This window comes from Amycolatopsis orientalis DSM 40040 = KCTC 9412 (assembly GCF_000478275.1).
GTDB lineage: Bacteria > Actinomycetota > Actinomycetes > Mycobacteriales > Pseudonocardiaceae > Amycolatopsis > Amycolatopsis orientalis.
On sequence record NZ_ASJB01000041.1, the window covers coordinates 20063 to 38747 of the forward strand.

General features: G+C 68.8%; 17 protein-coding genes. 11 read left to right on the forward strand and 6 right to left on the reverse strand.

The window, feature by feature from the left end:
- Positions 1-41 precede the first annotated feature (41 nt).
- The gene (locus L324_RS10505) at positions 42-1985 is read left to right on the forward strand and encodes an FAD/NAD(P)-binding protein (RefSeq protein WP_051173829.1); all 1944 of its coding nucleotides are present in this window, start codon (positions 42-44) and stop codon (positions 1983-1985) included.
- Here the strand turns inward: L324_RS10505 and L324_RS10510 are convergent.
- The 3 genes from L324_RS10510 to L324_RS10520 all read right to left on the reverse strand — a co-directional run bounded on the left by L324_RS10510 (position 1982) and on the right by L324_RS10520 (position 4800).
- The gene (locus L324_RS10510) at positions 1982-3100 is read right to left on the reverse strand and encodes a glycosyltransferase (RefSeq protein WP_037306066.1); all 1119 of its coding nucleotides are present in this window, start codon (positions 3098-3100) and stop codon (positions 1982-1984) included. The genes L324_RS10505 and L324_RS10510 overlap by 4 nt on opposite strands.
- A gap of 87 nt (positions 3101-3187) precedes the next feature.
- Positions 3188-3826: a GmrSD restriction endonuclease domain-containing protein gene (locus tag L324_RS10515; protein ID WP_037306067.1), complete on the reverse strand. Its 639-nt coding sequence runs from the start codon at positions 3824-3826 to the stop codon at positions 3188-3190.
- Positions 3827-4119: 293 nt separating this feature from the next.
- Positions 4120-4800 (reverse strand): hypothetical protein, encoded by a 681-nt coding sequence (locus tag L324_RS10520; protein ID WP_235783484.1) that lies wholly within the window; start codon positions 4798-4800, stop codon positions 4120-4122.
- Positions 4801-4854: 54 nt separating this feature from the next.
- On the opposite strand from L324_RS10520, the gene L324_RS10525 reads away from it, so the two are divergent.
- Positions 4855-6141, forward strand: a complete 1287-nt coding sequence (locus L324_RS10525; protein ID WP_037306069.1) for an adenylosuccinate synthase — start codon at positions 4855-4857, stop codon at positions 6139-6141.
- A 69-nt stretch (positions 6142-6210) separates the two neighbouring features.
- Here the strand turns inward: L324_RS10525 and L324_RS10530 are convergent, their stop codons facing one another.
- On the reverse strand, positions 6211-6708 hold the full coding sequence (locus L324_RS10530) for an OsmC family protein (RefSeq protein ID WP_037306071.1): 498 nt from the start codon (positions 6706-6708) through the stop codon (positions 6211-6213).
- A 122-nt stretch (positions 6709-6830) separates the two neighbouring features.
- Between L324_RS10530 and L324_RS10535 the strand changes: the two genes are divergently transcribed.
- Together L324_RS10535 and L324_RS10540 are read left to right on the forward strand one after the other, a co-directional pair.
- On the forward strand, positions 6831-7766 hold the full coding sequence (locus L324_RS10535; protein WP_037306073.1) for an LLM class F420-dependent oxidoreductase: 936 nt from the start codon (positions 6831-6833) through the stop codon (positions 7764-7766).
- An 84-nt stretch (positions 7767-7850) separates the two neighbouring features.
- Positions 7851-9068 carry an MFS transporter gene (locus L324_RS10540; RefSeq protein ID WP_037306075.1) on the forward strand — a complete coding sequence of 406 codons (1218 nt, stop codon included), beginning with the start codon at positions 7851-7853 and terminating at the stop codon, positions 9066-9068.
- On the opposite strand, the gene L324_RS10545 is transcribed toward L324_RS10540, so the two are convergent.
- Both L324_RS10545 and L324_RS10550 read right to left on the reverse strand, forming a co-directional pair.
- Positions 9052-10590, reverse strand: a complete 1539-nt coding sequence (locus L324_RS10545; protein WP_037306076.1) for an amino acid permease — start codon at positions 10588-10590, stop codon at positions 9052-9054. The two genes, L324_RS10540 and L324_RS10545, sit on opposite strands and share 17 nt — an antisense overlap.
- Positions 10591-10763: 173 nt before the next feature.
- Positions 10764-11882: a glycerophosphodiester phosphodiesterase gene (locus L324_RS10550; RefSeq protein ID WP_037306077.1), complete on the reverse strand. Its 1119-nt coding sequence runs from the start codon at positions 11880-11882 to the stop codon at positions 10764-10766.
- Between the two features lie 176 nt (positions 11883-12058).
- Here L324_RS10550 and purD point away from each other — a divergent pair, with 176 nt between their 5' ends.
- From purD to L324_RS10585, 7 genes are all read left to right on the forward strand, one after another.
- Entirely contained in the window at positions 12059-13321 is a 1263-nt protein-coding gene (gene purD / locus L324_RS10555) for a phosphoribosylamine--glycine ligase (protein ID WP_037306078.1), read from the forward strand.
- 130 nt (positions 13322-13451) lie between these two features.
- Complete coding sequence (locus tag L324_RS10560) at positions 13452-13838, forward strand: PE domain-containing protein (protein ID WP_037306080.1); 387 nt, start codon at positions 13452-13454, stop codon at positions 13836-13838.
- The gene (locus L324_RS10565; protein ID WP_235783485.1) at positions 13789-14430 is read left to right on the forward strand and encodes a DUF3558 domain-containing protein; all 642 of its coding nucleotides are present in this window, start codon (positions 13789-13791) and stop codon (positions 14428-14430) included. The genes L324_RS10560 and L324_RS10565 overlap by 50 nt, the downstream gene beginning before the upstream one ends.
- Positions 14431-14440: 10 nt before the next feature.
- Positions 14441-16114, forward strand: coding sequence for a PPE domain-containing protein (locus L324_RS10570; RefSeq protein ID WP_037306082.1), 1674 nt, complete (start codon positions 14441-14443; stop codon positions 16112-16114).
- 4 nt (positions 16115-16118) lie between these two features.
- A complete protein-coding gene (locus L324_RS10575; protein ID WP_037306084.1) occupies positions 16119-16889 on the forward strand; it encodes an ESX secretion-associated protein EspG in 771 nt (256 codons plus the stop codon).
- Positions 16890-17056: 167 nt separating this feature from the next.
- Positions 17057-17368, forward strand: coding sequence for a hypothetical protein (locus L324_RS10580; protein WP_026467133.1), 312 nt, complete (start codon positions 17057-17059; stop codon positions 17366-17368).
- A gap of 44 nt (positions 17369-17412) precedes the next feature.
- Positions 17413-18534 (forward strand): transglycosylase SLT domain-containing protein, encoded by a 1122-nt coding sequence (locus L324_RS10585; protein ID WP_037306088.1) that lies wholly within the window; start codon positions 17413-17415, stop codon positions 18532-18534.
- Positions 18535-18685 lie beyond the last annotated feature (151 nt).

An 18685-nucleotide genomic window follows, 5' to 3' on the forward strand; every position in this document is an offset into this window, starting at 1 on the left:
AAGCCGCGCACGCGCCGGATCCCCGGCGTAGCTTCGGCTTCGTGAGTACCGCGGAACTCCCCTTCGTGCTCGCGGTGGTCGGCGCCGGTCCGCGCGGGGTGGGCGTACTCGAACGACTCGGCGCGAACGCCGCCGAGCTGCTCGGTGAGCGGCGCCTGGTGGTGCATCTCGTCGATCCGTTCCCGCCCGGCGCCGGACGGGTCTGGCGGTACGAGCAGTCACCGTTGCTGCGGATGAACTCCATGCCCGAGGACGTCACGGTCTTCACCGACGACACGGTGCGGATCGACGGTCCGATCCGGCCCGGCCCTTCGCTGATCGAGTGGGCGCGGCTGGTCCGTGAGGACGCGCTCGACGTCGGGATCGACGACAGTCTGCGTGCCGAACTCGAGGCATTGCGAAGTGATCACTTCCCGACGCGACGGCTGCAGAGCGCCTACCTTTCGTGGTTCCACCGCGAGGTCCTCGCGGGACTCCCGGCGGGGATCGAGGTCGTCGAGCACCGGACCCGCGCGGTGCGGCTCGAAGACGGAGAGCCGCAGTCGCTGTGGCTGGAGGACGGTGCGGAACCGCTCGAAGCGGACGCCGTCCTGTTCACCGTCGGTCATCTCGACGCCGAACCGGATCGGCGCGAGACCGAACTCGTGGACTTCGCCGCACGCCACGGCCTCGCGTACTACCCGGCCGGCTACACCGCCGACGTCGACTATTCGGCCATCGAGCCGGGGGAAACCGTGCTGGTGCGCGGTTTCGGCCTGGCGTTCGTCGATCTGATGCTGCTGCTGACCGAAGGCCGCGGCGGCCGGTTCGAAGAACAGACGTGCGGTGGGCTGAAATACCTTTCCAGCGGCGCCGAGCCCGTACTGCACATCGGTTCGCGGCGCGGAGTCCCGTATCACGCGAAGATCGGCTACCGGCTGCACGGGAAACCGTTGCAGCTGCCCAGGTTCTTCGACGCGTACGCCATCGAAAAGCTCTGCGCGGTCCCTGGTTCCCTCGATTTCCGCCGCGATGTCTGGCCGTTGATCTCGAAGGAGATCGCCTGGGCCTACTACAGCGAACTGTTCACCGCCCATCCCGAACGGGTGCGCATGGACTTCGCGGTCTTCGCCGACGCCTTCGCGGACGCGGCACCCGGGGAACTCGACGCGCTGGTGGCGCGTGCCGTTCCGGCGCCGGAAGATCGGCTGGACCTGGACCGGCTCGACCGGCCGATGGCTGGCCTCCGGTTCGGCACGGCCGAGGAGTACGGCAAGGAACTGCGCGAGTACGTCGAAGCGGATCTGAGTCGCAGGGCGGACGCCGAGTGCAGCGCGGATCTGGGTGCCTTCATGGCGTTGTTGTCGGTGATGGGCCAGCTCCCCGTGCTGCTGCAGACCGGACGACTGGACGCTGCCTCGCAACTGTCCGATTTGGACGGCTGGTTCCTCGGTTTCTTTTCGTACTTCGCCAGCGGTCCGCCGCCGCGACGGCTCGAAGAGCTGCTCGCGCTTCAGGAAGCGGGTCTGGTTTCCTTCCTGGGCGCGGAAATGCGGGTGGTGGCCGATGAGGAGCGCCGGAGGTTCGTCGCTTCCGGCGCGAGCTTCCCCGGCGAGACCGAGGCGTGCACGTTCGTCGAGGCGCGGCTGCCGGAACCGAGCATCACCCGTACGTCCGATGGTCTCTTGCGACAGTTACGTGACGACGGCGGGCTCGCCGAGGAGGTCGTGCTGGACACGGTCACCGGTGACAGGCTGCTCGCCGGCCGGATCCACACCCGGGTCACCGACGGCCGGATGCTCGACCGCGACGGCCGCCCGCACCCACGCCGGTTCGCCCTCGGCCCGCATACGTCGGCGCGGTCCGCCGGGGCGTTCACACGGCCCCGGACCAACGCGCTTCCCTTCCGGCAGAACGACTCCGTCGCCCGGGAGATCCTGCGCCTCGCCGCCGGTGCCCGGAGCGCGTTTAGCGGGCTAAACGCGAGCAGTCGGCCGGCTCCTTAGCGCGCGGCGAACTCCTCCAGCCTCCGCACCACCTCGGCGGGCGACGGCATGGCGGCGATCTCGTGCCGCACCCTGGCCGCGACCTCGCGCACCCGCCGGTCTTCGAGGAGGGTCTTGGCCCGCTCCTCGACGGCGTCCGCGGTGATCTGGTCGCCGACCAGTGCTCGCCCCGCGTTCGCCGCCTCCAGCGATTCGGCGTTGACGGACTGGTCCGCGCCCTGTGGCAGCACCAGTTGCGGCACGCCGGCCGACAGCGAGCCGAGTACGGTCCCGGTGCCGCCGTGGTGCACCACGAGATCCGCCCGAGGCAGGACTTCGGCCTGCGGTACGAATCCGGTGACGTGGACGTTCGCGGGCACCTCGCCCAAGGCGGCCGGATCACCCGGGCCGCGCGCGACCAGGACGTCCACGGGCAGCCGGGACAGGCCGTCGATCGCCGCGCGCAGCACCTCCGTGGCGCCGAACGCCACCGTGCCCAGCGTCAGGTACACCAGCGGCCTGTCGCGGCCGTCGAGCCACGACGGGAGGGTGCCGGGTTCGTTCCAGGGCACCGGCCGCAGCCGGAAAAGTGTGGGGATGCCCGCCGGCCCCGGGTCGCGGAGGCTGTCCGGCCACAGGTCGATCCCGGCGTCGCCCAGCATCAGGTTCGCGGGGGTCGTGCCGTCCCACAGCGGCGCGAGCCGGTCGGCGGCGATCGCCATCAGCTCGGCGGGCATCGAGCGGCCGATGACGTGGGACAGCACCGGGATCCCGGCCCGGCGGGCGGCGGTGGCGGCGCCGATGTCGCTCATCTCGTAGACGACCAGATCCGGCCGCAGCCGGGCGAGCAGCGGGGTCAGGTCGGCGATCGTGGCCTGCGGCAGGATCTCGCCGAACATGGTGAGGACGACCTCGATCGGGTTGTCCTCACCCTGTCTCCGGGTGGCCTCGTCGCTGGCGGTTTGGATCGATTCGCCGACCTTGTGGGTGTCGAATCCAAGCGCGCGGACTTTGTCCACGAAGGCTTCACCGGTACCGAAGACCACCTCGTGTCCCGCGTCCCTGGCGGCGATCGCGAGCGGCATCAACGGGTACAGGTGGCCATAGGCCGGACGGCACGAGAAGAGGATGCGCACCCTTTCAAAGTACTGGCCCCGAAAGCCGGTGAAGGCCTCTTTGGGGGATTGGGATCCCACAAAGAGGCCTTCACGAAACGACGAGGATCAGCAGCGGTTGAGCATGTCCGTCAGCGCGGTCTTCTCGGCCGACTTGACGGTGAGCTTGTACTTGTACTTCACCGTGGTCCACATTTTCGCGTAGGTGCACCAGTAGCCGACGGTCGGCGGCTTCCAGGCGTCCGGCGACTTGTCGCCCTTCTCCTGGTTGACGTTGTCGGTGACGGCGATCAGCTGCGGCGCGCTGAGGTCGTTCGCGAACGCCTGCCGCTGGGAGGTGGTCCACGACGACGCCCCGGTGCGCCAGGCGGCCGCGAGCGGGACGACGTGATCGATGTCCACATCGGACGCCGCGGTCCAGGTGGCTCCGTCGTACGGGCTGAACCAGCTGCCGGAGACGGCGGCGCAACTGCTGTCCTGTTGCACGTTCGTGCCGTCCCGCTTGAGCACGACCTCGCGGGTGTTGCAGCTGTTGCCCTGGTCGGACCAATGCGGGAACTTGTCGCGGCTGTATCCGTCCGAAGAACCGTCCGGTTTGACGGTCAGCGCGGCGAGCTGTGTCTTGGCGGTGTCGGCGGACGGGATGCCCGGCGGCGTGGCCTCGGCGACGCCGACGACGCCCGCCGAGACGATGGCCGAAACGGCGAGAACGGTGAAGGAGCGACGAACAGCAAGCGCAGTTGGCATATTGCTGCCTCCGTGTCAGGTTTGGGGACCTGGTCACCTTGAGGGACGGAAATGGCCCACGCAACACTGACGAGTGACACCCTGCTGGACATTTGTGAACGACGAGTGACCAACATGCCGCATTTAGTCCTCTGGATGCGGTCCTTGCGTGGGCAACTACCGCATCCAGAGGACTAAACGCGCTGGTCGGGGGATCGCGCGGGCAGGGGAGGCGAGCGCGAGGGAGGCCCGAGTGTCGCGCGAAAGTTTTTCGGAAAGTCCAGCGGAAGGTTCTGGGCCGAACGGGCGAACGGCTAGGCGAGCCCGCGGACCAGCCGGAGATCCTCGGTGTGCCGGTACCAGGTCCACCGGCTCATCGCGCGGGGGTGGACGACGCCGTCGCTGCTCGGCCGCGTCGGGATGCAGCCGAGCTGGAACGCCCGCGCGTACTGCGTCGAAGGCCGTTTGAAGAGCGTCCCCTTGGTCACCCGCACCATCAGCCCCGGCCCGCTCGCGTCCGGCTCGACCTCGATCGAGCGCGCGGGCCCGCGCAGGACGGTGTGCTCGTCGCAGTAGGCCACCCCGCGCACCATGCCGACCACCCCGCGCCCGACCAGGACGCCACCGGTGTCGTCCCGGATCAGCGGAACCGGATCGACCTCTCCGCGCAGGGCGAGCGCGAGGGCGCGCAGCGGCTGGGTCGGGAGGCTCCAGATCCGGGCGACGTCGGAGTCCGGCGAGGAGGGCACGAACCCGAGCGACACGCCGGAGAGCTGTTCTTTTCGCAACAGTCGAAGCGCGACCGCCGCCAGGTCGGCGTCGCTGCCCGCGACCACCAGATGATCGTGTTCGCCCAGCAAGGGGTCGATTTCCGCCTTGCCGGGACGGCTCGGGACGCGCACCATTTCGACGTCGTCGATGTCCGGGAGTGTGGGCTCGCCCTCTGGACAGACCACCACTATTCCGCGCACCCGAAGGCCCTCCGTTACGCTCATGCACCGGCATTTACCAGCGCCAAACCACAAGTCGCCGAACACCTGGAGTGTCACATGCCGGCCATCGTGCTGATCGGGGCCCAATGGGGGGACGAGGGCAAGGGCAAGGCCACCGACCTGCTCGGCGACCGCGTCCAGTGGATCGTGCGTTACCAAGGCGGTAACAACGCGGGCCACACCGTAGTCCTTCCCGACGGGCAGAACTTCGCGCTCCACCTCATCCCGTCCGGGATCCTCACGCCGGGCGTCACCAACGTCATCGGCAACGGCGTCGTGATCGACCCCGCCGTGCTGCTCGACGAACTCGCCGGGCTGGAAGAACGCGACGTCGACACCAGCAAGCTGCTGATCTCCGCCGACGCGCACTTGATCATGCCGTACCACGTCGCCATCGATAAGGTCACCGAGCGTTACCTTGGCAGCCGCAAGATCGGCACCACCGGCCGCGGTATCGGCCCCTGCTACCAGGACAAGATCGCCCGCGTCGGCGTCCGCGTCCAGGACCTGCTCGACGAGAAGATCTTCCGGCAGAAGGTCGAATCGGCACTGGAGTTCAAGAACCAGGTCCTGGTCAAGGTCTACAACCGCAAGGCGCTCGACGCCGACCAGGTCGCGGACGAGGTGCTGGCCGCGGGCGAGAAGTTCGCGCACCGCATCGCCGACACGCGCCTGCAGCTCAACCAGGCCCTCGAACGCGGCGAGACGGTGCTGCTCGAAGGCTCGCAGGGCACCCTGCTCGACGTCGACCACGGCACCTACCCGTTCGTGACGTCGTCGAACCCGACGTCCGGCGGCGCGAGCGCGGGTTCGGGCATCGGCCCCGGCAAGATCACCACCGTCCTGGGCATCCTCAAGGCGTACACCACGCGTGTCGGCTCCGGCCCGTTCCCGACCGAGCTGGACGACGAGTCCGGCGAGTACCTGCGCAAGCAGGGCGGCGAGTTCGGCGTCACCACCGGCCGCTCGCGGCGCACCGGCTGGTTCGACGCGGTCATCGCGCGCTACGCGGTGCGGGTCAACGGCATCACCGACTACTTCCTCACCAAGCTGGACGTGCTGTCCGGGCTGGAGAAGGTGCCGGTGTGCGTCGGCTACGAGGTCGACGGGTTCCGCACCTACGACATGCCGATGACGCAGACCGACGTGCACCACGCGCTGCCGATCTACGAAGAGCTGCCGGGCTGGTTCGAGGACATCTCGGGCTGCCGCACCTTCGAGGAGCTGCCCGCGAACGCGCGGGCCTACGTCGAGCGCCTCGAAGAGCTTTCGGGCGCGCGGATCTCGGCGATCGGCGTCGGTCCGGGCCGGGAGCAGACGATCGTGCGGCACGAGTTCGTCTGACGCCCTTACGCGTGCCATGAAAGGTCCTTTCCTTGCAAATTTCGCAAGGAAAGGACCTTTCATGGCGGCTCAGGTGAGCGAGGTCTTCACCGGAGTGGGGTTCCGGAACAGATCCAGCACCGGGCAGTGCTCGTCCACCTGCCGCTTCAGGTCTTCGTAGACCTCCGCCCCGGCAGGCCCGCTCAGCTCGACAGAGACCCGTACATCGCCGAAGCCGGGCCGGGTCGACTCCGAGAACCCGAAGAACCCGTGCAGGTCGATGTCGCCGTCCACGGTCACCTTGACCCCGTCGAGCGGCACCCCGAGTTTCGCCGCCCAGAACTGGTACGTGATCACCTGGCACGAACCGAGCGCGGCGAGCGCGTATTCGACCGGATTGGCCGAGGTGTCGGTGCCGCCCAGCGCGGCGGGTTCGTCGACGGTGAGCGTGTGGTCGCGCACGCGGACGTCCACCCGCGTCGCGGTTCCGGGTTTCAACGCGTTGGCGACGCTGAACGAAACGGCGGCGTTGCGCGGGTCGGCGTCGACGGCGGTCTTGGTTCCTTCGATGACATCGGTCAGCGACATCGGGTCACTCCAGGATCGAGGTGTCGGACGCCGCCCAGGGTGGGCCACCGCGGGAGACCGTGCGCGTGTTCTCAACTGGTGAACACCGAAATATCCTTTGGACGGCGCGGTTAGCGTTGAACATGACCATCGGAGTGGCACTCCCGTCCGGGGACACCGCGAACGCCGTCAACATCGTCGACGAACTCGTCACGCAGACAGCTCAAGCCGCCGAGGCCGGCCTGACATCGGTCTGGTTCTCCCAGCAGATGGAGCACGACGCCATCACCGTCGCCGCCCTCGCGGGCCGCGCCGTGCCGGGGATCGCCGTCGGGACCGGCGTCGTCCCGATCTACCCGCGGCATCCACTGCTGATCGCCGGACTGGCGCAGACGGCGCAGGCCGCGACGGGCGGCCGGTTCGTCCTCGGCCTCGGAACCGGCGCGAAGAACTGGCTCGAACCGGCGTACGGCGTCGAGTACCCGCCGCCGATCAAGCACCTTCGCGAGTACCTCACGATCCTTCGCCAGGTGCTCGACGACGGCGAGATCGACTTCCAGGGCGAGACGGTCAGCGCGCACGCCAAGGGTTTCGGCGCGTCGGTGCGGGTCGCCGGATCCTCGGACATCCCGCTGATCGTCGCCGCGATGGGACGGCAGGCGCTGCGCGTCACCGGCGAACTCGCCGACGGCACGATCCCGTTCCTTGCCGGGCCGAAGGCGCTTTCCGGGCTGATCGTCCCGGAGATCACCAAGGCCGCCGCGGGCCGTCCGGCGCCGCGGATCATCGCGATGGTGCCGGTGGCGGTGACCGACGAGCCCGACGACTTCCGCGCCATCGTCGACCGGCAGTACGCCTTCTTCCGCGACATCCCCTCCTACCGCGCCATCTTCGACGCGCAGGGCGTGGATTCCGCCGGGGATCTGGTGATCGCCGGGGACGAGGAGACCGTCGCCGCTGAGATCCGCCGGTACTTCGACGCCGGGGCGACCGAGGTCGTCGCGACCCAGGCGGGCACCCGGGGCACGGAGGAACGGCTCCGCACTTGGCGCGTTCTCGGAGACCTCGCCCAGGGCTGATAAATCCCCAGGGACCAGTGGCCTTGCTCACAGCGTTCGGATTGTGCATACTCGTGCGCATAGCGAACACAGCTGGAGGTCCCCATGTCCCCTGCCACGGCCCGTTCGTGGGTGGTCCCGCTCGCCTGGACGGCGGTGCTGCTCGACGGATTCGACCTGGTCGTCCTGGGTACGGTGCTGCCCGCACTGCTCCGTGACCACGTCTGGGGCCTGACCCCCGGCACGGCGTCGGTGATCTCGACCTTCGGGCTGATCGGCATGATGATCGGCGCGATGGCGATCGGCACGATCACCGACGTCATCGGCAGGCGGAAGGCGCTGATCATCGCGGTCGGCGCCTTCTCGGTGTGCACCGCGCTGTGCGCGATCGCGCCGTCGGCGTTCTTCTTCGGGCTGTTCCGCTTCCTCGCCGGGCTCGGCCTCGGTGGCTGTCTCCCGACGGCGATCGCGCTGGTCACCGAGTACGCGCGCAAGGGAAGGGGCGGCAGCGCCACCACCACGGTGATGACCGGCTACCACGTCGGCGCGGTGCTCACCGCCCTGCTCGGCATCTGGCTGATCCAGCCGCTCGGCTGGCGCGCGATGTTCGTCGCGGGCGCGCTGCCCGCGCTCGTGCTGGTGCCGCTGATGATCAAGTACCTGCCCGAATCCGAGTCCTTCGAGCGGGCGCGGGAGACGCAGGAGAAGTCGGCGGCGGAGGTCGTCGGCGGGCTGTTCCGGGGCGGTCTGCTGCGGGCCACCCTCGCGTTCTGGGTGACGTCGTTCATGGGGCTGCTGCTGGTCTACGGGCTCAACACCTGGCTGCCGGAGATCATGCGCCAGGCCGGGTACCCGCTCGGCGCGGCGCTCGGACTGCTGCTCACGCTGAACCTCGGCGGGGTCGTCGGCCTGCTCGTCGCGGGCCGGGTGGCGGACAAGGTGGGCGTGCGGCCGTCGGTGATCGCCTGGTTCCTCGGGGCGGCGGTCTTCCTCGCCCTGCTGAGCGTGAAACTACCCGCGGCCGGTCTGTACGTCGCTGTGTTCCTCACCGGCGGTTTCGTGTTCAGCGCGCAGGTTCTCGTGTACGCCTACATCGGCAAGACGTACCCGGCCGCCATGCGCGCCACCGGAATCGGCTGGGCGGCCGGGGTGGGCCGGGTCGGCGCGATCTGCGGCCCGATCCTCGGCGGTGCCCTGCTGAGCGCGGGCATCGCGTATCCCTGGGGCTTCTACGCCTTCGCCGCGGTCGGTGGGCTGGGCGCGGCCGCGGTGACCGGAGTCCGCGTCGGCCGCGCCCAGGAGACCGTTACCCGAGTTCCTTGAGTTCCCGTTCCACGGCGGCGAGTTCCTCTTCGGAACCCTGGACCTTCGGACCTGTGAACCACTTGCGTGCCGAGGCGAACCACCACACCGCGGCACCACCGAGAACGACGAGGAAGGCGATCGGCGTGTAGTTGAAACTGTCGATGGTGACCGGTGATCCCTGCGGCAGCATGAACAGCACGAAGATGAAGCAGACCCAGATGGTCGCGACGATGCCGATCGGCTTGCCCCACCGGCCGAGGTTCCACGGCCCCGGTTCGAAGTCGTCGCCCTTGCGCACCCGCAGGAACACCGGGATCACGTAGGCCACGTAGAGGCCGACGACCGCGATCGAGGTCACCGCCGCGTAGGCGGTCGCGCTCCAGAGGTACGGCAGGGCCAGCAGGAGCGCGCCGCCGGCGGCCAGCCACACCGCGTTGGTCGGTGTCTGGGTCCGCTTGTTGATGCGGTGCCAGAACTTCGAACCCGGGATCGCGCCGTCGCGGGCGAAGGCGTAGATCATCCGAGAGTTCGCGGTCACCGACGCCATCCCGCAGAACAACTGCGCGCCGATGCAGATCAGCAACAGGAACTTGCCGGTCGTCTCGCCGGTCGCGTCGAGGAAGATCTGCGCGGGCGGCACCCCGGTTTCCGAGCCGACGGCGCCTTCGTAGTCCTGGATCGCGAAGGTGAGGCCGATCAGCAGGACCCAGCCGGCGACCAGTGAGACGAGGATCGAGTTGACGATGCCGCGCGGCCCGGCCTTCGCCGCGTTCTTGGTCTCTTCGGTCATGTGCGCCGAAGCGTCGTACCCGGTGAGTGTGTACTGCGCGAGCAACAGCCCCAGTAAGAAGACGTAGACCGGCGAAGCCCAGCCGGTGTTGTTCACGAACTCGCCGAAGACGAACGACGCGTCCTGGTGTTTCTCGGGCACGATGATGAGCACCCCGACGATGACCAGTACGCCCGCCAGATGCCACCACACGCTGACGGTGTTCAGCAGCGCCACGATCTTGACGCCGAAGGTGTTCAGCAGGCCGTGGATCAGCAGGATGATCGCCAGCAGCAGGATCGTGTTGCCCGGTGTCGCCTCGAAGCCGAACTGCAGGTCGAGGAAGGCGTTGAGGAACAGTGCCGCACCGAAGTCGATGCCCGCGGTGACCGCGATCTGCCCGATGAGGTTGAACCAGCCGGTGAACCACGACCATGCCGCACCGTTGCGGGGGGCGAGTTTCGCGGCCCAGTAGTAGAGGCCGCCCGCCGTCGGATAGCTGGAGCAGACCTCGGCCATGCCCAGCCCGACGAGGATGACGAACAGGCCGACCAGCGGCCAGCCCCAGATCATCGCGGCGGGACCGCCGGTCTTCATGCCGAACCCGTAGAGGGTCAGGCAGCCGGAGAGGATCGAGATGATGGTGAAGGAGACGGCGAAGTTGGAGAAGGTCGACATCGTGCGCCGGAGTTCCTGCGCGTAGCCGAGCTGGTGGAGCCGGGCACTGTCTTCGTCGGCGGGTTCGGCGGCCTGCTTGGCTGGGACATCCATCGGGCACCCACTTAAAAGGTATGCGGACAGACCATTGAGATCCGCCGAAATTAGGCCCGCCGACCTGCGCATGTCAAGGTCCCGTCAAGACCTCGCCCCCTCCGGACGCCATGAAAGGTCCTTTCCTTGCAATATTTGCAAGGAAAGGACCTTTCATGGCAGTCGAGGGAGGGTCAGCGTCCCTCGAACGCCTTCACGGCCTCCAGCGCAGTGTCCGGGTGGTCGGCGAAGTACCCGTCGACACCCGCCTTGAGGAACGCCTCCTGCTCGGCGAACGCGTTGCCGTACTCGGCGAGGTTCGCCGAGGAGCGCAGGTTCTGCGGCAGGAAGTTGTTCTCGTTGCGGAACGTGTACGGCCCCACCTTCAGCCCGGCCTTGTGCGCGTCGTCGACGAGCCTGGTCGGCTGCCCCAGCGCACCGTTCACCACCGGGATGACCTGCGCCTTCTCCGGCCCCAGGTAGTCCGCGTACTTCGAGATCTCCTTCAGGCCCGCAGGCGTGACGAGGTCGGCGTACGTCCGCGGGTCACCCTTCGCGACGAAGTCGGCGGGAGCGCCGGTCGCCGAGGTCAGCTGCAGCAGCGGCACCCGCACCTGACGCGAAAGCTCGATCAGGTTCGACACCTCGAAGGACTGGATGATCACCGGCGCCTTCGGGTGGTTGAGCCCGTTGCGCTTGAGCAGCTCGACCAGCTTCGGTTCGGTCGGGTTCTTGATCGACGAGAAGTACGTCGAGTGCTTGACCTCCGGGTACGTCCCCAGCTCGCGGCGCAGTTCGCGGCCGAGGCGGCGCGTCAGGTCGAGCACCTCCTGGTAGGTGGCGATCCGGTAGCGGCCGTCGTAGATCTTGTTGTTCGGCCGCAGCTGCGGGATCCGCTCGGTCGCGCGCAGCGTCTTCAGCTCGGCAAGGGTGAAGTCCTCGGTGAACCAGCCGGTGAACGACGTGCCGTCGATGACCTTCGTCGTCTTCCGGTTCGCGAACTCGGGGTGCTTCGCGACGTCGGTGGTCCCACCGATCTCGTTCTCGTGCCGGGCGACCAGCTGGCCGTCCTTGGTGGGCACCAGGTCGACGTCGACCCAGTCGACGCCCTGGCGGTAGGCGAGCTCATACGAGGCGAGCGTGTGCTCCGGCCGGTAGCCGGGGGCGCCGCGGTGTCCGACGATCACCGGCCCATCGTGGCCCTTCGCCAGCGCCGACACATCTTGGGTGCTCGGCTCGGCGGCGCCCGCCAGCCCTGTGACGCTGAGTACGGCGAGTCCGGACAGGGCGAGCACGCCCAGGCGCTTTCGCATGGTGGATGACCTCTTTCGCTTGAACTCGGGGTACCGCGCAACCCTTGACGCAGGAGGCGTCCAGGCGGCGAAGACGGACCGGCGGAGCGCTGACCGCCGGGTGAACGCCGGATGGAACCACCCGCTCGAGGATGGCGACGTCTTCGTAGCTCACCGGCACGGTTACCCTGTGCGTCGTGCGCGTACTGGTAATCGGGTCCGGCGCCCGTGAGCATGCACTTGTCCTCGCGGTCGCGGAAGACCCTTCCGTCACCGCACTGGCCTGTGCCCCGGGCAACGCCGGCACCTCTTCGGTGGCCGAGCAGCTCGGCGTGGAAGCGGCCGACCCCGAGTCGGTCGCCGCCCTCGCCAAGCAGTGGCAGGCGGACCTGGTGGTGGTCGGCCCCGAGGTCCCGCTGGTGGCCGGTGTCGCCGACGCGGTCCGGAAGGCGGGCATCGCCTGCTTCGGCCCGTCCGCGTCCGCGGCCAGGATCGAAGGCTCGAAGGCGTTCGCGAAGGACGTCATGGCGGCCGCCAACGTGCCGACGGCGCACTGCGAGGTGGTCGACACCCCGGCCCGCCTCGACGCCGCGCTCGCCCGCTTCGGCCCCACCTGGGTGGTCAAGGACGACGGTCTCGCCGCGGGCAAGGGCGTCGTGGTCACCACGGACGTCGACGTCGCGCGCAAGCACGCGCTGATGCTGCTCGACGGTGGCCACCCGGTGCTCCTGGAGTCCTTTTTGGATGGTCCGGAAGCCTCGCTCTTCTGCTTCGTCGACGGCCGCACGGTCGTCCCGCTGCTGCCCGCGCAGGACTTCAAGCGCGTCGGCGACGGCGACGCGGGCCCGAACACCGGCGGCATGGGCGCCTACGCGCCGCTGCCCTGGGCGCCGAAGGACCTGGTCGACGACGTCGTCGCCCGCATCGTGCAGCCCGTGGTCGACGAACTCGACAACCGCGGCGCCACCTTCTCCGGCCTGCTCTACGCCGGTCTCGCGCTGACTTCCGAAGGCCCGCAGGTCATCGAGTTCAACTGCCGCTTCGGCGACCCGGAGACCCAGGTCGTCCTGGCGCTGCTGCGCAGCCCGCTCGGCAAGGTCCTGCACGCGACGGCGACCGGCAAGCTCGCCGAGCTGCCGCCGCTGGACTGGGACTCCGGCGCGGCGGTCACCGTCGTCATCGCCGCCGACGGCTATCCCGGCAAGCCGAGGACGGGCGACGTCATCACCGGTGGCGAGATCGAAGGCGTGCTCCACGCCGGGACCCGCCGCCGCGACGACGGCGCCGTGGTCTCCTCCGGTGGCCGTGTGCTGTCGGTCGTCGGCACCGGCAAGAACCTGAAGGCCGCCCGCAAGGACGCCTACGCGACGGTCGAGAAGGTCCACCTCGCCGGCTCGCACCACCGCACCGACATCGCCCTGCTCGCCGCCAAGGGAGAGATCGCCACCCCGGTCTCGTGAATTCCCGACGGAACCGTTCCGGTCCCGGGTACGTCTAACCCGGTATTTCCTGTGAAGCTTAGGCAGCCGATACATCAGCGTTGGTAGCCTCGACAGGGCGAACGGTCACCGTCCGTACAAGGGGTGGGGAATGGCAGCATCGAGCAAGATCCAGGACCTCACGTCCGCGGTCCCCGTGCCACCGTCGGTGGCCGACATCAGAGTGGATCCATCGAAGCTGCTCGAAGTGGCGAAGATCGTCGAAGAACAGGTCGACGCGCTGCAGGACAAGCTTCTGACGCGGCTCGACCAGCTGCGCATCGACACTCCGGCCAACGACACCGTGAGCGTCCACGCGACGAGCGTCTGGAACGAGCTCGTGGCCGACGGCGACCAGTCGTACGCCGCGCAGGTCAAGGCGTACGTGGCCGGGCTCAGGGGCTTGGTGAGCCAGCTCCGCACGGCGGCCAAGGAGTACAAGACCAGTGATGCGGACAAGGCCGCCGCGTTCGGGGACCGTGGTGTACACCGGGCGTAGGCCCCGTGTGCTGGTGTCCGGCGGGGTGCTCACCCTCGTGCTGGCCGGATGTACCACGGACACGGGCGGACAGGCGTTTCCCGACGAACCGGCGCTGGCTTCGGCCACGCAGGGCGCCAAGGCGTCCGCGTTGCCCGCCCGGCCCGCCGAATTGAGCCTGCAGGGCGTCGATCCGTGCGCCTTGATCACCGAGCCCCAGCTCGACCAGCTCAAGATCAACAGCAGGCCGCGCGCGGCCGCGGAGCCGATCGACGGCCCGACCTGTGTCCTCGACGCGGACGCCGCGCAGCCCTTCCACAGCTATTACCTCCGCACGGTCACCGCGGACGTCGAAGAGTGGTTCACCGGCAAGCGCCGCAAGAACAGCATGACCACGGAACCGAGGGCGGTCGGCGGGTTCCCCGCCATCACGAACTACCGCGACGCCGGGAAACCGGCCGATTGCGAAACGCTCGTCGGTGTCGCGAAAGGCCAGACGCTGGCGGTACGGGCCGTCACCGTCACCGCCGGCGCGTTCACCATGCCGCAGCTGTGCGAGATGTCCGCGCAGGCGGCCGACATGGCTTTGCAGACCTTGAAAGCACGCAATTAGGGAGGGCGCCGTGAACGTCTCCGACCTCGCGGGCAAGCTCCGCGATCTTCGGTTCGACGGCTACACCGACACCGGGATCGCGACCGAGATCGAGCGCTTCCGCAGCGGCGACGGCACCGGCAGCATCGGCATCGCCGTCGACGCGCTGAAGTCCGTCGCGTCCGCGCTCGCCGACACCGACAAGACGCTGCGCGACGAGCTGGGCAAGCTCGGCGTGGAATGGCAGAGCGAGGCGGGTGGCGCCGCCGGTCAGGTGTTCACCGAGCAGGCGGGCTTCTCCCAGGACGCGAATTCGAAGGTTTCGCATTCCGCCGAGATGATCTTCGCCCAGGGTGAGGCCTTCAACCGGACCCTGCACAAGCTCCCGGATCCGGAAGTGGTCCGGAAGGGCGCGGGCGGCTTGACCCTCGGCGACGTCGTGCTGAGCCTCATCGGCTTCGAGACGGACCACGCCAAGAGCGTCAGCGCGGCGAACAACGCGCGGGCGCAGGCGCAGGAGGCGTTGAACGACTACGCCAAGACCAGTGGCGAGAACCTGCTGACGACCGACACGCTGGCCGACCCGCAGGCGATGAACCTCACCCAGACCACGACCGCGGCCGGGGTCGGCGGCGGGGCAGGCCCGCTCGACCTGGCGGGCACGGCCACCGAGCTGACCCCGGACGGCAGTGTGCGGCCCGCGTCGGCAGCCGTCGAGTCGAAGTACGTGCCGCCGGTCGCGCAGCCCGTCAGCAACCCGAAGGCGCCGTCGTACGACGCGCCGACCCCGGCCTACGGTGTCGCCGTCGGCGGAGGCGGTGTCTCCAGGAAGACCGGTGCTTCGCTGCCCAACACCGGTGCGACCGCTCCGGCGGCCGCCGCGCCGACGACGCCGTCCGGCACGTCCAGGCCCGCCCCGGCGCCCGGCAGCGGCTGGGTGACGCCGAACCGGCCCGCGCCGCAGCCCGAACAGAGCAGGCCGTCGTACCCGATCACCGGCTCGCCCGGTTCCCCGTTCATCCCACCGGGTGCGCCGAACCTGCCCCCGGGTTCCCCGAACGTCCCGCCGGGCCAGTCCACCGGCAGCCTGCCGCCGAGCAGCAGCTCGACGTCGGCGCAACCACTGGGCAAGTCGTTCGGCCCCGGCCCCGGCATCGACGGCGCCCTCGGCAAGGGCCCCGGTTCCAGCTCGGGCCCCGGCGTCTTCGGTGGCGTCGGCGGTGGCCAGGGCGGCGGCGACCAGGCGCTCGGCAAAGGCCGCTCGGTCGGCGCCGGACCGCAGGCGCCACTGGCGGGCGGCAACGAGTCGGGCCGCGGCTTCCCCGCCGTCCCGAAGGTCACCGGCCCGGCCGCGGGCGACCTGGGTGCCGGTGCCGCCGCGCTCGGCGCCGGTGTCGCGGGTGGCGCGCTGAGCGGGGACAAGGAACGCGACCGCCGTCCCCGTCAGGAAGGCGGCGGCAAGCCGACCCGTCAGCTGCCGATCGGCGAGCTTCCCGAAGAGGAGGCGATGCGGCGCTCCGAGAAGATCGGCGCGAAGCAGCCGAAGGCCGAGTCGAAGTTCATGGAGCGCGCGGCCACCCAGGACGTGGAAGAGGACGCGGAGCACATCCGCCGCTTCGGCGTCGACGACAAGGATCTGTTCACCGACGAGCGCATGGTGTCGCCCGACGTGATCGGTGACCACGGCAACCGGGAAGCGCGCTGAACCTGTGCCGAACGACACCGGCAGCCTGGTGCTGTCCGCACTCGAGTTCGAGATGCTCTGGGAAGCCGAACGGCTGCCCCGCCGCCATGTCTCCCTGGACGTGCCAAGTCCGGGAACGACCCATACGGAGCGGGCGGCCCTGATCGAAGAGGCATGGGAATCCCTGCGCGGGCGAGGCCTCGCGCGGGGGTACCAGGCGTCCGGCGAGCTGGTCGACATGCTGAACCTGTTCGCGCACCCCCGGTTCGCGATCGACGTCTGGGTGTGGACCGATCGGGAGATCAAGGGCCAGGCCGTCAGCGTCGGCAACCAGGCCCTGCTCGGCGTCGTGGACTCCGGCCAGGTCTGGCTGATCCCCGCCCGCGAAGGCGCTCTCGCCGAGGCGGCCGTCTCCGTCGCGGGCGATCTCGGCCCAGGCGTCGGGCAGTCGATCAGCATCCCGCACGACGTCCTCCGCGACGCCGACGCCGCCGCCCGCGGCGACGCGAAAGCACTGGTCACCGCCCTGGAAGACCTGGACGTCCCGCTTTGGCAGGCCCAGGAGGTGGCAGGCATGCTGCTCGGCCAGGAGGCCCGTGGCCAGTTCGGCGTCGAACGCGCGGGCCGGGACGGCCGCCCGCGCCGCGCGGACAGCGTGGTCGCCTTCTACGACACGGACTCCGGTCGGTACCTGTTCCAGATCGCGCGGAACCGCGACGGCCGGGATTGGGCGACCATCACCCCGGCGGACAATCAGCTGCTGGCGACGCGGATCCGGGAAGTCGCCGATTTCTGACTTGCCCGATTCAACCGTTTCGTGAACTCGATATCGGCGGGGTGGAACTTGGCGTGGATGCGCACACGGCCCGCTGCGGAGGTCTTAAAGTGTGCGCGGGAACCGTCCTGATCGGCCGCGCGTCTGATCGGGCGGATACGAGTTTTCCGTGAAGGGGATGACGAACCGTGCCTGTGTACGACCCGGATTCCATGGGGATCGCCGCCGGTCAGGTGGAGAAGCTCAAGGACGAGTTCGAGAAGACCAAAAAAGGCGTCACCGGGATGGATGACGAGAAGGAAAGCCCCTTCGGCGGAGTGGACGAACACGGCGACGCGCACGGCGCGGTCGGCAAGTTCAAACAAGGTGTCCACAACGAATTCGATTCGGCCGGTCAGCTGATGGAGGCCACGGCCTTCGTGCTGCGAAAGGCGGCAGGGCTGATCAAGGAGACCGAAGCGGTCCACGTGGACAACCTGAAGGTGCACGGGGACCTGTGAGAACTCGCCAGGCCTGGGGGCCGGAAACCAAGGGGGCTTGAGCAGTGGCTTTGAACGGTGTCGGCGCCGGCACGCCGGACGGCTGGGGTGAACTCGTCAAGAAGGCCGACCAGGTCGCCAAGGTGAACCTCGACGCCATCCACAACGCTTCGGTGCAGTTCAAGACGGCGGCCGACAACGCGGGCGACCACAGCGCGGCCTTGACCCGATCGACCGACGCCCTCAACGGCGGCGTCTGGAGCGGCCCGGCCGCGGACGCCTTCTTCGAGTACGTCAGGTCCATCACCAAGGCCGGACAGAACGTCGAGGCACAGCTGGGCAAGGTCGTGGACGACCTCGATCGCGTCCACACCGACCTCGGCAACATCAAAACCCAGGTCGCGGACGCCTACAAGGGCGCCGAAGAGCAGGTCAACGCCATCAACACCAAGGCGCAGGCCGCCGCCGACGCCGCGAAGAACGCGGCCGCGCAGGCCGAGAAGGATCACAAGCCGGCGCCGAGTCCTTCGGCCGCCGAGATCATCCAGAAGGCCAAGACCGAGATCAACACGGTCACCAGCACCGCCGACACCCGGGTCAAGGGCCTGCTCGATCAGGCCAACCAGATGATCCAGAAGTCCCAGGAGCTGATGAAGAAGGACATCGAGGGCGGCTACTCGAAGGTCCCGATGCCCGGCAAGGACGGCACCGTCCCCAAACGCACCGGCGGTCTCCACGCCGGAGGTGGCGGCGGTGGAGGAGGCGGCGGCGGTGGCGGTGGGGGCGGCGGCCTCGGGCCGAGCGGTGGCCCGCCGTCGACGACGCCGCCGGGCAACGTCCAGCAATGGATCCAGGAAGCCATCAAGATCCTGCAGGCGGCCGGGATCCCGGTGACCGACGCGGACATCCAGAAGATCTGGACGATCATCGAGAAGGAGTCCGGCGGTAATCCCAACGCCATCAACAACTGGGACTCCAACGCGGCGAAGGGCACTCCGTCGAAGGGCCTGATGCAGTGCATCGACCCGACCTTCAACGCGCACAAGCTGCCGGGGCACGACGACATCTACAATCCGGTCGACAACATCATCGCGGGTGTCCGGTACACGTTCTCGCGCTACGGCGGGTTCGACGGCCACCCCGGGCTGAAGTCCATGGCCGGTGGCGGCGGATACCAGGGCTACTGATCGCGTCGTGAGTGGTAATGACTTAGGTACCTGCTCGTAGCCTGCGGCTTTGCTCGCGGTGAAGTACATGATGGCCCCCTTCCTTGCGCCTGGCGCAAGGAAGGGGGCCATCATGTACTGGGGAAGGTGTGAAGGTCGAGTTTCCTCGGCT

Bases quoted from the DNA above. Each gene is read 5' to 3' on its own strand.
- L324_RS10515 (WP_037306067.1), bottom strand. From the start codon at position 3,826: ATGCCAACTGCGCTTGCTGTTCGTCGCTCCTTCACCGTTCTCGCCGTT.
- L324_RS10560 (WP_037306080.1), top strand. From the start codon at position 13,452: ATGGCAGCATCGAGCAAGATCCAGGACCTCACGTCCGCGGTCCCCGTG.
- L324_RS10540 (WP_037306075.1), top strand. From the start codon at position 7,851: ATGTCCCCTGCCACGGCCCGTTCGTGGGTGGTCCCGCTCGCCTGGACG.
- L324_RS10525 (WP_037306069.1), top strand. From the start codon at position 4,855: ATGCCGGCCATCGTGCTGATCGGGGCCCAATGGGGGGACGAGGGCAAG.
- L324_RS10545 (WP_037306076.1), bottom strand. From the start codon at position 10,590: ATGGATGTCCCAGCCAAGCAGGCCGCCGAACCCGCCGACGAAGACAGT.
- L324_RS10535 (WP_037306073.1), top strand. From the start codon at position 6,831: ATGACCATCGGAGTGGCACTCCCGTCCGGGGACACCGCGAACGCCGTC.
- L324_RS10520 (WP_235783484.1), bottom strand. From the start codon at position 4,800: ATGAGCGTAACGGAGGGCCTTCGGGTGCGCGGAATAGTGGTGGTCTGT.
- L324_RS10550 (WP_037306077.1), bottom strand. From the start codon at position 11,882: ATGCGAAAGCGCCTGGGCGTGCTCGCCCTGTCCGGACTCGCCGTACTC.
- L324_RS10530 (WP_037306071.1), bottom strand. From the start codon at position 6,708: ATGTCGCTGACCGATGTCATCGAAGGAACCAAGACCGCCGTCGACGCC.
- L324_RS10565 (WP_235783485.1), top strand. From the start codon at position 13,789: ATGCGGACAAGGCCGCCGCGTTCGGGGACCGTGGTGTACACCGGGCGT.